This window comes from Helicobacter muridarum (assembly GCF_000765805.2).
Lineage (GTDB): Bacteria > Campylobacterota > Campylobacteria > Campylobacterales > Helicobacteraceae > Helicobacter_A > Helicobacter_A muridarum.
The window spans coordinates 45956-59120 of sequence record NZ_JRPD02000006.1 but is presented as its reverse complement, the minus strand read 5'-3'; the positions used below and the strand labels follow the sequence as shown (position 1 = coordinate 59120).

Below are 13165 nucleotides of genomic sequence, written 5' to 3'. Positions count from 1 at the left end.
TCAAATGTGAAAATGTTATAAATCATTGGCTATATCTTCCTTTTTACTCTTTTTGCTCTCATATATCCTATAGTCTTCTAAGATTCTATCTCTCTGCATATCGATATGATATATAGATTGGCTTGGAACTAGATTCCCACCAAATGCCTTATAAAAAGCAATCACAGCTTGATTTTGAGCTAAATACGCGCTAAGCAAACTATTCTTAGCTCTCAAGTACGTATTAGCATACTCAAGTCTTGAAATATCATCTATTAGGTTTTGCTTATATCTTGATTCCATAATCTCAAATGTATTTTTATTATTTGCGAAGTCTTCTTGCGATATGGCTAAAGCAGTATTTGTGATCTCCATATTCTTTGTAGCATTTTCAATCTCTGATACCGCTGTATTAATTGTATTTTGTAATGTATAAAAAGCCTGTTTAGTGTCCTCTTTAGACATAATATAATCTTGTGTTATAGACTGCCTATTTAATAATGGCATAGCAAGAGAGCTTGCAATCTGCCATACCATATCACCTAAACTATTGCGTGGAGAAAATAGAATCTGACCTAAACTCCCATTGATATTAATATTAGGAAAAAGTGCCATTTTTTTATTATGTCTTTGATATAAGGAAGAATTCAAAGCAAATACACTAGATTTCACATCTGGGCGATTAAAAACAATGGAGCTAGAAAGACTATTTATGCTAGGAATTTTTCCTTCATTAAATATATAATCAATATTGCCTATATCAAACCCTAATTCATTTTTATTTAATAACAAAAGTAATGCATTTTTGTTTTGCTCTAACACATAATTTAAGTTCAATGTTACATTCTTTTGTGATAAGTAATTACTCTTTGTAGTTGCCACGCTATCTATACCTATTAATCCTAAGTGGTATTTTTGATTTGTTAATAGATAAATTTGCTCTAAATTATTGGTAATCTTTTCATTGATGAGTATTGATTGAGCAATCTGTCTAATCAAAAAATAATAATTCGCCACATCACCTATTAAAACAACTTGTGCTTGATATAAATTTTGTATAGATTGTAAAACCTGCTCCTTATTTGCTAAGCGCAGTGCATTTAATTTACCAAATATATCTACCTCCCAATTAAACGATAGGGCAACATTGGTAGTATTTTGCGTAACATTAGTTTGTATCCTTTGATAATTACTATCACTATAATTATAATTAAGATTAGCATTAGCTTTTGGAAATAGATTCCAAGTATTAACCTTTGCTGTGGCTCTAGCCTGCCTTATTTTAGATTCAAGAATCAAGAGATTTGTGTTAGATTCCAATGATTGCAATATAATTTTCTCTAATATTGGATCCGGAAATAATGCAAAAAATGTTTGTATATAGTCCAAATTTCTCATATCAAGGTTAGAATCCCCAATATGCTTTAATATCTCTTTATTATGAAACTCATTTCGGACATTAGTTTTTAAGGCTAACTCTTCATTTGTAGGCAGCTTAACGCATGCAGTCCAAGCCAAACACAAAATGGCTAAAAAAGCAACATGATGAATATATAAGCAAACACAATATATGTAGCATAAATTAAGCATATAAGAAAGTTTATATCTTATATCGCCAAACATGATATTAATCACCAAAATAAGTTAATTAAATATAGAAATAAGTTTTGCTTGACAAAAAATAATAACATTATCATATCCTTAAACTCTAATAAAAATTAGTATTAAGACTAAATAAATAATGGATTATAATATATTATTAGTAAAAATAATCATAATATAAATATCAAATTTATCATAACTTTAGACATGGACGTATCAAGTCAGTAATAGGTAAAAGTTTACGTTTAGCAATGCTACATATAAATTGATGCACCTCATCACTTGAAATTACTGCATTAGGATTCTTAGAATCCCCAGTAGAATGTAAGAATCCGACAAAATCTCCATTAGTACTAAACAAGGGAATTCCATAGCCTGGATTGCGTTTTTGTATAGATCCAATACTTGAGCTTGTATAATTTAGAGTATTGTTTTCAGTAACAAATGGGAATAGAACTTTATCCGAACGTGATAGCAATGTCTTTTTTAGCATTCCCTTTTGAATTGGAGTCCAATAGTGCAAATTAACTCTTTGATGATAAAAGCTTTCAGGTCTAGTATTGCAATAAATATCTGTGTAATTTTCAGCACGAAGCAAGGCAAGCTTATCGTCAGTAGCCCTAAGCCTTAGCATAGCAAAGCACATTAATGATTGTGAAGAATCATCTTGAATTTTTGCAACTATGCTTTTTAAATAAGAGTTGCTCTCATTCAGTAAATCAGCTGTGCCAAGCACATAGCCATCTTTAAGCAATATTCCATAACCCTGCTTTTGCACACCATTGTCAAAAAGCGCGCTAATAAACACTACAGAATATAAAAAACCCTTCTTCTTACCACCAAGAGGCGGCATTGAACCACTTGGAATAAAGTTAGTTATATTAGTATTGGGCTGCTTATTGGATTGGTGAGAAGAATCATGATTTTTACTATGGCTAGATGCTGTATTGCTTGTTGGTCTTTTTGTCTCATTTGTATTCTTGATTAAAGATTCTCTTTTTTGATTTATATTTTTTTCTTTATTATTCTTAGAACTTTCATCATTATGTATAGCATTTGGATTGCATTCACCATATAAATCATTGCAATCAATATATAATGTATCGGCTTGAATAAAGATTATGCTAACTATTAGTCCTAGCATATATATGAACAAAGGGAGTAGTCGAAACATCATAAATCCTTAAAGATTATTTAGTTAAAAGATTCTATTCTCATTTGTTTATAAGCAAAAAATGTAACATTTCACACTTAAACAACTTCGCTAACTTGAAAAATCAGATTAAAATTGCTAGAATTTCCACACCTAGACTTAATTTATAAGGATATTTTTATGGAAGCAATAAAAGAATTTAATATCTCTCAAGAAGAGTTAGACAATTACAAATATGCCATAATTACAACATCAAAGGGGATTATAAATGTTGAGCTTTTTCCACAGCATGCCCCACAAACTGTCGCAAATTTCGCAAGCTTAGCAAATGAAAATTTTTATAAAGATAAAACTTTCCATCGAGTTATTCCCGGGTTTATGGCACAAGGTGGTTGCCCAATTGGAAATGGGACAGGCGGTCCCGGATATAGAATCAAATGCGAATTGCAAAACAATCCTACAAAGCACAATAGAGGAACAATTTCTATGGCACACGCGGGTAGAGATACAGGTGGTAGTCAATTCTTTATTTGCTTTGCACCACAGCCCCATCTAGATGGAGAGCATACCGCATTTGGTAGAATCTCTATTAGAGATAGAAAGGCTTATGCTGTGCTTGATTCAATAACAGAGGGAGATTCAATAATAGACATTAAGGTTGTGAAAGAATTAGAATAACCTAAAAATCAAGCAAAAGAAAATATTTTAAACTATATTAAACTAAGCACAAAGATTTTATGATAAAGCCATCTAATTTTAGATTGATTTTATGCCATGAAGAATTTAGAGATAAGTTAAATTTAAACTAAATATTAGTATTAGCAGGTGTTTGACCAAAGAAATTCAATTTAAAATCAAATAGTATAGGCTAGAATCAAGGCTTAGATACAAAGCCAAAATAATTGACGAAAGAATTGCATTTAATATTAGCTATTAAGCAAATCCTCAAACTCCCGAAGCAAACTATAAACTTCATTCATACCTATGTCCCAAAATTGCTTTTCATTCACATCAAAACCAAAATCAAGAATTAAATCCCTAGGACTCTTGCTTCCTCCAGCACTTAAGAATGAAATATATGTTTGAATAAAATTCTCCTTATCATTGCTATTTTTATACAAGCCAAATAGAGCCAAAACTAGCAGTTGCCCATACGAATAAGCATAGCAATAAAATGGTGAGTGGATAAAATGTGGAATATAGCTCCACCAAAGCGAATAGTTCTTAGTAAGTTTAATACTATTGCCAAACATTCGTTCATTCTCTTGAAGCCATATTCTATTAAAGTCATCTTTACTTAATTCACCATCTATATCATGGATTGCGCGCTCAAAATTCGTCATTACAATCTGTCTAAACAAAGTGGAGAAAATATCCTCAATCTTACCTGCATACATATCTAGGAGCTCTTTTTTACTTAATTGATTTTTCATAGACGAAAAAAGAAGCATCTCTGCAAATACAGATGCAGTCTCTGCTGTAGTAAGTGGAGTATCATGATTTAGCGCCCCTTGACTTTTGCTTAGCTCTTGATGAATAGCATGACCCAATTCATGCGCTATGGTGAATATATCGCGCCTATTTCCAGTAAAATTAAGCAACACATAAGGATGCGAACTAGGCGTGCTACCATGGCTAAATGCACCGCCTCGCTTTGCAGGCTTAGGGTGAGAATCTATCCAGCCTTCATTTATAGCGCGACTTGCTATTTCGTGAAATATAGGACTAAATTGCTGAAATGATTGCAACGTGAGCAATAAAGCTTCTTGAAAGCCTACATTAGACTCTTTTTGTGAAAATCCAAGTGGAGCATAGCGATCATAATCTTTAAGCCTAATATCTAATATCTGCGATTTAACATTGTAATAACCATGAACCAAATCCATATTAGCATTAACACATTCAATCATACTATCAACACTTTCTTGAGAGATTTGATTAGATACATGTCTAAAAGATTCTGGTTTTTCATAGCCACGTAGCTTTTTATTTATAGCAACATTTTTTCTAACCATATTTAATATATAAGTTAACAAGTGGGAATGCTTCTCTAATCCTTTGGTAAAATTCTTTTGTGCCTTTTTGCGAGTCTTTCTGTCGCTTACATGCAATAGGGCTAAAATTTGCTCCTCGCTTATCTCACTATTATCACTAGTTGATTTAAAGCGCATATTTGCAAAGCTCTCATCAAATAATCTTGAAAATGCATCAACTCCAACAGGAGATAAGCTCAAAATGATTTGTTCTTCGGGCAAACTTAGTTTATACTTCTTATTTTCCATTAGATTGGACAAGAAGAATTGGTATTTCTTGGCATTTTCACTAAAGTCTTTCATCTTGTTAGAATCTAAATTAGCAAGCTCAAGCTCAAAAAATATAATCTTTGAATACAAATCATTGCATTTCATTTCATAATCAGCATATTTAGCCCCATATTTCGCGCTATTAGTAGCAAAGCGCAAAAATACATAAGTCATAATTGAACCTATATCTTCACACAAATTTTCATATATTTCTATAGATTTTTGAAATTCACTAGCATTTAAAGAGGATAACTTACCCTTATAGCTTGATTCAAACGTGCTAAATTTGGAATCTAAACTAGCATAAAACGAATCTAAATCTTCTTCACTCTTAAATAGAGAATCTAAATTGAAATTAAGCTCTTTTATTTCTATATCTTGTTTTTTATGAGTTTTCGTATCTGTAACAACTAAGGATTGGGAATTGGACATATTCTCTCCTAATATATAATGGTAAAATAAATCATAGAATAAGCAATTTACGAATGCAGTCTATGTTTCTTGGCAAAAAGTATATTGCGATTAATATAACATTAGTAAATATTCCATTGCAAAACGAGGCACACATGCTACTAAACCTAACAAACAATGACATAACAGATGAAAACTTACGCCTAAGTTTTCATACCAAATTCCTAGCATTGGTATTCTCTATTGGACTATTTTTAATCTTTATTGTAGGATATATAGCACTCAAAGGACTTAAATCTGATTTTGATAATAATTTTCCAAGTGTTTTAAATGAAATAAATTTATTAAATGAGTTTCAAAATCAATATATATTTGAAGCCATGGACTTCTTACAATATCAACATATAGAAAATCATAACAAAAGCGCGTATTTATGGAATCTTTACAAAAATCTATATGTTGATAATAATATAAGACGTAATCAAGGAGGATTTAACTTTATACGCGAACTATACAAGTCAATTTTTTTTAAAATTAGTTTTAAAGAGATAAAACTATTAGAATCCCAAAAGGTGGCATTGATTGAAGAGCTAAATAATATAGTAGGCTTTCAAGTCAACGGCAAAGATCAAAAGTTAGATTCACTGCGCGATAAAAAGCAAATAAGTCAACTAACCACAAATATTATGAATATAGAAACTTCCATTAGAATTATTGAGAAAAATATAACAAATAGTTTTTTTGCAGCTACAATTAATATTCTCTGCATGATAGCTATGCTTATTTTTATAATTGTAATAGGTCTTACTTTTGTGATTTTAAACTTCATGCAAAGATTAAATACATACCTAAAGAGACTATTTGACAATGCTACAGAAGAGTTACAAAACCTAAATGCCAAACTACAGCAAGAAGTCAAAGCCCAAGTAGAAATAATAAGGGAAAAAGATAGAATCATGTATGCCCAATCAAAGCTAGTTTCAATGGGAGAAATGATACAAAATATTGCACATCAGTGGCGTCAACCTCTAAATTCTATAATATTAATTATACAAGCTATTAAAAGCAAATTTGACAAAGGTAAGCTAAATCAAACAATGATTGATAGTCAAACCAAGTTAGCTCTAAATATAGCTGAAAATATGAGCAAAACAATAGATAGTTTTAGAAGTTTCTTCCGCATGGATAGCACCATACATAACTTTAACCTAAAGGATACAATACAAGATTCCATTGCAATAAGCAAGCCAATATTTCAATCGCTAAATATCCATATAAACGTGGAATGCCCAAATGATATTATTTTATATGGCAACAAGCAAGTTTTAATACAAGTCTTGCTAGTCCTATTTGGCAACTCAAAAGATGCATTTATTGAAAGAAACATTAAATACGCAGAATGCTTCATTATGGTTACAAGAGATGATCTAGAAAACAAAGGCTATATTTGCATGTCTTATTATGATAATTGTGGAGGAATTACAGAAGAAATACTAGATAAGATATTTGAGCCATATTTCACAACCAAGCACAAAAGCTTAGGAACAGGTATTGGTTTATATATGGCAAGAGAGCTGCTTAATAATCACTTAAACGCAGATATAATAGCTAGCAATCATAGTTTTACATATAGGCAAAAACGATACAACGGAGCACTATTTACAATCACCATAAAGCTAAACAAAGATAGGAGAATATATGCACAAGCTAGATTACCTTAAAAATCTAACTATACTATATGCAGAAGATGACGAATATGCCCAGCAAGCATTGTCTATGGTTTTGGAGGACTATATAGGAAATATTATAACCGCAAAGAATGGCAAAGAAGCATTAAAATTATTTAGCTCAAATAAGATTGATTTATTAATCGCGGACATTTTAATGCCAAAGATCAATGGAATTGAGCTAGCTAGAATCATCAAGGAAAAGCAAACAAATATTGATAGTGTCCCAATTATATTTGCTACCGCATTCACGGATACAGAATATCTCCTTGATAGCATCAAACTTAGATGTGATGGTTATGTATTAAAACCTATCAATATAGATAATTTGTTAGAAGTTATTCATAGCGCAATGCTTCCTAGAATCCAATTAAAAGAGATTCTCTCTAAGAATATATTGCTTGAATTTTTAGATGTATTTATAGGTGGCAAGAAGATTGAAGTCATCAAATATATATTGGAGCATTGTAATTCTCAAAGTATATTTTATGGCTCGCACGATGAAATTGCAGATTCGTGCGGAACTACACGAACAACAGTCGCTAAAACAATTCAGCAACTGATAGATCTTAAACTTTTAGTTAAAGTTCGCAACAAAACATATCACATCAACACCAATCTAATCAAGGCAAATGCAGAATCAAAACAATTAAAAAATAATGCATAGATTACGCATTGATTGTATACTTAATTATATAATCGCTAAAAATTCAAGGAGATTGTATGTCAATATTTAGACTCAATGCCATTTGTGCTATATTTGCTTTTGCTCTAATATCTATGCTTAATGCCCAAAATAATATTAACCAAAGTCTAGCACCAGCAAAAAATACAGTAAAGCACAACATAAATGAAGATAATTCTACCAATAAGCACAAAGAAGTAAAAATACGTGGAAATACATTAGTAATTACTGATGCATCATGTGGCACACATGAAAATACTAACGCTCTTAATGCTATAAGATATAAAGATTCTAAACATAGTCTAAAAGATAGTGATTGTCAAACTAGTGATCACTAAATATCTTATATTGTAGCAAACTATAAATTTTACATTTAGTATATTGAATATACACATCTGTTGTAATTATATTACAAAATTTACATTGCAAAGGATTGATACTTATATTATCAAAAACGTCAAACCCTAACATAGCATTAACTTTATTAAGCTATGCATATTTATTACTTAATAATTTAATAAATATATCTCTTTGCATGCGGATATTGATTTAATCTTTTTAGTTTCTCTTTCATCATTAGAATATTTATATAAGCTCTAAGTTGGCTTAGACTAGCCTTTGGCAACATCTCAAATATAGAATTAGATATTTGCCTTATATATTTTTCTTTATATGACAAAAATTCATCTATGGTATCATATGAACTAAGCTTACTAAGAGGTGAGATGAGTTTTTTTGATTCCATATCTCTTGCTAGAGAACCTGCTAAAATGAAGTTTGAGCCAACATCATATTCAAGCACAACAATGCTTTTAAAATTAGGAATTGATTGTATAGATTTAAGCAAACTAATATTTCCTGAGTTATTGCTATATCTAAGAATTATGTCCTTAAGTTTTGGAGTTAATAGATGGTTGTCTTGTAAAATATAGTTAATTGAAGACAGAAATAAAAATGTATCAAGCAATACTCTACTTTCATAAGAAACGTTATAGCTATGACTTAATCCCTCTAAAATAGCATTAATAGCTCTAGTATGAAGTCCAGCTAGAAATAGATTTGCATATGCAAAAACAAAATCTAGTGGTTCTCTTGTTTTTAATGCCCTACATAAAAATGCTTCTCCCTTGAATACATAAGAATCAAATAAAAGGTGTGTACCAAATAGCCCTTCAGATTCTAAAACATCTGTAAATGAAACTCCCCTTTTGTAATAGAAATTAGCCCTACTTATATCCCTTATAACATCGCATCTAGGACATTGTCTAGAGAAATATAATTGCAATGTAAGCAAGATAGAGGGCGCATTAAGACTCCTAGCACTTTCAATTAAAATACTTTGAGATGATTTTGGTATCTCTTTTTTGTGATTAGAATCCATAGAGTATCTAGATTCTAGCATTAAAGCATTAGCTTCTGAAATGGCTATTGCATATGCAAGAATATCACGTTTATTATATGAGACATCAATCCTAGATATATCTTTGCTAGATAGCATGCAAGATAGCGGAACTATAGTAGAGCTATTGCTTAATGCTTGCTCCTTATATAAGGTTTTAATATTCTGTAATATTTCCGTTTTTAAGATTATAGATTGATTGCTACTTTGAGTATTTTCTTTATTATGAATTTGGGTGGGTGGGACACTAAATACTAACATTCCAAACATCAGCCATAGAAAACATAACAAAGCCAATGCAAAATATATATTATCTCTATTCATGCTAGCTATTATAAACTATAATGAAAGCAAAAAATTCAAATTACTAATAAAACTATCATGTTACGCCTTACTCACCTTGTCATGTTGAGACTTTAGTCTGATGCGAGAGATTTGAGCTACTAAATTCCCGTAGGTAAAACTCATCAACAGAGATTCCTCATCTAGCTTTAGGCTATGTATAGACATGGACAAGAATAAGAAGAGATTCTTTAGCCTAAGCCACGACAAACACACTTATACATAATGTGAATAGCAAAACATCTCTTAGACTTTATATCAAATAACCCAATAATGTTCATAAGCATTACCCATTAATAGCATAAAATATAGTTCTTAATTTCTAAATTTAAAGATTCTATTAAAATTGTTTATATCCCCTTAATCATGTTTTTCTAACATTTTTTAGAATCATATATAGGACAATGCAAAGGAATGTATAAGATTCTTTATATGAAGTTCAAATTCTTCACTCACTTTGATTTAAACAATACTTTACAAAAACAAAGATTAGAATCACTCATATAAGATAACAAATATATTCTGTGGTCCATGAACACCAAATACCGTTTGTAGCTCAATGTCAGCTGTCCTACTAGGCCCCGCTAAAAAAACAATATTAGTTGGCAATTCATAATTATCGCCAGCTATTCTCAATCTAGCAAAAGCATCAAATAGATTTGCTACTATATCTTGTTTCTTCAATAAGATTATACAAGTTGTAACAATTAGCGAAGCTAAACGAGGATTATTTTCGCCTGTAGCAAGCCCAAGTATGCCAAGATTTGCTACACCAACTTCAGCATGTAAAATACTAGCCTTTATTTCAAATAGCTTATCCCTATTATTATCTATGCTATCTTTATATATTACAGCATTAGATTGCAAGGAATCTACAAGGCTACCAGATTTAGTTTCAATATCAAGCACATTTTTTGCACATAAAATCTCTTTTATATCTTGAGCCTCTAAAATTTCATTAATAGTTTTAGATAGATTTTGCTTGTTGGTAATAGAGATTTGTGCCATATTTGCCTTTTGATACTGTAAATAAACATTGACTAAATCATTCCTATCATATATCATGGAATCAAAATGTCTAGGGCTAACTTGCGCTATTGGATTATGGCTTCTTGCATTACGCAAGGATTGTAGTATTTCTTCTTTACTCATAAATCACTCCTTTTAGTCGTTTAACTTTTGCATGCAAATTCCCATTAAGTTCTGGCAAATCATGATTCAGCAACCATTTGCCAAATATACTTCTTTTTGCTATTTGCATCTGGGCAAAAAATTTAATGAATGGTGAAGCAATATGTAAAAGCTTAAATCCAATGCGCCATTTAATACCACTTGTAGCAACTTTACTAAATTCTGTCATCATCTTTTGCTCTTTGCTATCGCGCCTAGTATTCATATATCCAATTACCTTACCTCTGCCCTGCCCTACTTTCTCGCTACGCAAATCTCTAATGAGTTCGGCTAATGGAATCTTAACTGGACATTTTTCAGAGCATCTACCACAAAGGCTACAAAGATTTGTCATATATCCACAATTATCAAGTCCAAATATTTGTGGCGAAATAACCTCGCCAATTGGCCCTGGATATGTAACAAGATATGAATGCCCGCCAATCTTATCATACACAGGACAGTGATTAAGGCATGTCCCACAGCGAATACAGCTTAAAGCCTCATGGAAATGCGGTTGTGAAAGCATATTGGAACGATTATTATCAAGTAAGATAACATGAACTTCCTTTGGTCCATCTAACTCATTTGGCTTTCTTGGACCAGATATAATATTGTTATAGCATGTAATTGGCGCGCCTGTGGCAGATGGGACTAGCAAAGTATCTAATATACAAGCATCTTCAAAGCTTTCTACTATTTTTTCTATCCCACAAATAGCAACATGAATATCACAGGCAGTAGAACTCATCCTGCCATTGCCCTCATTTTCTAGTAACCAAATTGCTCCTTCATTTGCAATAGCAAAATTAACGCCTGTTAACCCCATCTTAAAATTTTTAAACTCTTTGCGCAAATAACTCCTAGCAATGCCATTTAATTCTTCTGGGACATTAGTAAATTTTACCTTTAGATTCTTTGCAAAAATCTCACCAATTTGATTTCTATTCTTATGAATAGCTGGCACTACAATATGAACTGGTGGTTCATTAATTAATTGAATAATAAGCTCTCCTAAATCTGTTTCAATAGCCTTTATACCTTTTTCCTTAAAATAAGCATTTAGATGGATTTCCTCGCTAGCCATAGACTTACCCTTAAGGATTGTTGTAATGCCTTTTTGTTTGGCTAAATTGAAAATAATTTCATTTGCTTCTTTAGAATCCTTTGCCCAATGCACATTAATTCCGCGCTCTTTAGCCTTAGATTCAAATCGCTCCAATAGTTCAGGAAGATTTTTTAATGCTTTTTGCTTAATTTGTTTCCCAACATCACGCAAACCTTCCCAATTGCGATATCTGGTATTAATAAGCTTATGCCTATTGCTCTTTAATGTGTCCATAGAAGTTTTAAGATTCACTCTTAATTGCGAATCGCCTAAATGTGTTACAATTGAATCTTGATATTCTTTATCAGAATGATAGAGATTTGCACTCATGAATGCTCCTTTGTTAGTTTTAACAAAATATGTATAAATTCAAAGCTAAAATTATGTATTATTAATTTATGCAATACCTACGCGCTCTGCCAAAAAATCATAGAGATGTTTAGATGGTATATTGCAACCGATCTTTGCCATAGCACCGCTTATATTTAGCAAACAACCCGCATCTGCTGACACCAAGCACTTAACATTTTTTGTCTCAATATCCTTTATTTTTTCAATAACCATTGCTCGACTTATATCTGGTTCCTTTATACTAAATGTTCCTCCAAAACCACAGCAATCCTCCTCTTTATCCAACTCTATAAGCTCTACATTCTGTAATCTTCTTAATAGATTCTTTGCACTTGGAATACATTTAGTTACTCGCAAAGCATGACAATTTGAATGCCAAGTGATTCTAATTGGGCTACCAATGTCATGGTAACGCACATTTAGCACTTTATCTAGATATTCACTTAACTCATAAACGCGTTTACTAAGGGATAGAAAATCATCTTGATATTCGCTTCCTTTAAACAGCTCAGCATAATCAACTCTCATCATACCAGCGCAAGATCCACTAGGCACTATAACTGGATACTCATCTCTAAATAACCTAAGATTGTGCAATGCTACTTTCTTGGTCTCCTCGTAGTAGCCACTATTGTAACTAGGTTGACCGCAGCATGTTTGATCTTTCTTAAAAACAACCTCAACACCCTCTCTTTGCAAAAGCTTAATAGCATGTAAACAAGTATCTGCATAAGCTGCACCGCCTAAACAAGTTGCAAAAAAATATACCTTCGACATAAACTTCCTTAAATTAAGCTAATTATATAGATTTTATCAAAAATCTATGGTTATGGTATAGTGAGATACTAATTGATAAGTTAAAATAAAATTATGTATAATAAAGTTACATTACTTTATTATAATAAAGCGAACTAACAAATTTTTTTGGCTAAAAT

At 31.5% G+C, this 13165-nt stretch carries 11 protein-coding genes; 4 read left to right on the top strand and 7 right to left on the bottom strand.

Annotated features, from left to right (window positions below; genetic code table 11):
* Positions 1–15 precede the first annotated feature (15 nt).
* The gene (locus tag LS73_RS04195) at positions 16–1602 is read right to left on the bottom strand and encodes a TolC family protein (protein ID WP_104692173.1); all 1587 of its coding nucleotides are present in this window, start codon (positions 1600–1602) and stop codon (positions 16–18) included.
* A 172-nt stretch (positions 1603–1774) separates the two neighbouring features.
* A complete protein-coding gene (locus tag LS73_RS04190) occupies positions 1775–2755 on the bottom strand; it encodes a hypothetical protein (protein ID WP_052089566.1) in 981 nt (326 codons plus the stop codon).
* A 159-nt stretch (positions 2756–2914) separates the two neighbouring features.
* Here LS73_RS04190 and LS73_RS04185 point away from each other — a divergent pair, with 159 nt between their 5' ends.
* Positions 2915–3412 carry a peptidylprolyl isomerase gene (locus LS73_RS04185; RefSeq protein ID WP_034557698.1) on the top strand — a complete coding sequence of 166 codons (498 nt, stop codon included), beginning with the start codon at positions 2915–2917 and terminating at the stop codon, positions 3410–3412.
* A gap of 248 nt (positions 3413–3660) precedes the next feature.
* On the opposite strand, the gene LS73_RS04180 is transcribed toward LS73_RS04185, so the two are convergent.
* Positions 3661–5406 carry a M3 family oligoendopeptidase gene (locus LS73_RS04180; protein WP_034558120.1) on the bottom strand — a complete coding sequence of 582 codons (1746 nt, stop codon included), beginning with the start codon at positions 5404–5406 and terminating at the stop codon, positions 3661–3663.
* Positions 5407–5522: 116 nt separating this feature from the next.
* Between LS73_RS04180 and LS73_RS04175 the strand changes: the two genes are divergently transcribed.
* The 3 genes from LS73_RS04175 to LS73_RS04165 are packed head-to-tail and all read left to right on the top strand — an operon-like array spanning position 5523 to position 8198.
* The gene (locus tag LS73_RS04175; protein WP_052089567.1) at positions 5523–7169 is read left to right on the top strand and encodes a sensor histidine kinase; all 1647 of its coding nucleotides are present in this window, start codon (positions 5523–5525) and stop codon (positions 7167–7169) included.
* Positions 7147–7842 carry a response regulator transcription factor gene (locus tag LS73_RS04170; RefSeq protein WP_034557701.1) on the top strand — a complete coding sequence of 232 codons (696 nt, stop codon included), beginning with the start codon at positions 7147–7149 and terminating at the stop codon, positions 7840–7842. Before LS73_RS04175 ends, LS73_RS04170 begins: the two co-directional genes overlap by 23 nt.
* Before the next feature lie 56 nt (positions 7843–7898).
* A complete protein-coding gene (locus tag LS73_RS04165; protein WP_034557704.1) occupies positions 7899–8198 on the top strand; it encodes a hypothetical protein in 300 nt (99 codons plus the stop codon).
* 176 nt (positions 8199–8374) lie between these two features.
* Here LS73_RS04165 and LS73_RS04160 read toward each other — a convergent pair whose 3' ends face one another.
* From LS73_RS04160 to LS73_RS04145, 4 genes are all read right to left on the bottom strand, one after another.
* Positions 8375–9520 carry a hypothetical protein gene (locus LS73_RS04160; protein ID WP_138069986.1) on the bottom strand — a complete coding sequence of 382 codons (1146 nt, stop codon included), beginning with the start codon at positions 9518–9520 and terminating at the stop codon, positions 8375–8377.
* Positions 9521–10096: 576 nt separating this feature from the next.
* Positions 10097–10753, bottom strand: a complete 657-nt coding sequence (locus tag LS73_RS04155) for a LutC/YkgG family protein (RefSeq protein WP_034557709.1) — start codon at positions 10751–10753, stop codon at positions 10097–10099.
* A complete protein-coding gene (locus LS73_RS04150) occupies positions 10746–12209 on the bottom strand; it encodes a LutB/LldF family L-lactate oxidation iron-sulfur protein (RefSeq protein WP_034557712.1) in 1464 nt (487 codons plus the stop codon). The genes LS73_RS04155 and LS73_RS04150 overlap by 8 nt, the downstream gene beginning before the upstream one ends.
* Positions 12210–12275: 66 nt before the next feature.
* A complete protein-coding gene (locus LS73_RS04145) occupies positions 12276–13007 on the bottom strand; it encodes a (Fe-S)-binding protein (protein ID WP_034557713.1) in 732 nt (243 codons plus the stop codon).
* Positions 13008–13165 lie beyond the last annotated feature (158 nt).

Excerpts from the sequence above, each read along its gene's own strand:
- LS73_RS04195 (WP_104692173.1), bottom strand. The coding sequence starts at position 1,602 with ATGTTTGGCGATATAAGATATAAACTTTCTTATATGCTTAATTTATGC.
- LS73_RS04190 (WP_052089566.1), bottom strand. The coding sequence starts at position 2,755 with ATGTTTCGACTACTCCCTTTGTTCATATATATGCTAGGACTAATAGTT.
- LS73_RS04185 (WP_034557698.1), top strand. The coding sequence starts at position 2,915 with ATGGAAGCAATAAAAGAATTTAATATCTCTCAAGAAGAGTTAGACAAT.
- LS73_RS04175 (WP_052089567.1), top strand. The coding sequence starts at position 5,523 with ATGCAGTCTATGTTTCTTGGCAAAAAGTATATTGCGATTAATATAACA.
- LS73_RS04170 (WP_034557701.1), top strand. The coding sequence starts at position 7,147 with ATGCACAAGCTAGATTACCTTAAAAATCTAACTATACTATATGCAGAA.
- LS73_RS04165 (WP_034557704.1), top strand. The coding sequence starts at position 7,899 with ATGTCAATATTTAGACTCAATGCCATTTGTGCTATATTTGCTTTTGCT.
- LS73_RS04160 (WP_138069986.1), bottom strand. The coding sequence starts at position 9,520 with ATGTTAGTATTTAGTGTCCCACCCACCCAAATTCATAATAAAGAAAAT.
- LS73_RS04155 (WP_034557709.1), bottom strand. The coding sequence starts at position 10,753 with ATGAGTAAAGAAGAAATACTACAATCCTTGCGTAATGCAAGAAGCCAT.
- LS73_RS04150 (WP_034557712.1), bottom strand. The coding sequence starts at position 12,209 with ATGAGTGCAAATCTCTATCATTCTGATAAAGAATATCAAGATTCAATT.
- LS73_RS04145 (WP_034557713.1), bottom strand. The coding sequence starts at position 13,007 with ATGTCGAAGGTATATTTTTTTGCAACTTGTTTAGGCGGTGCAGCTTAT.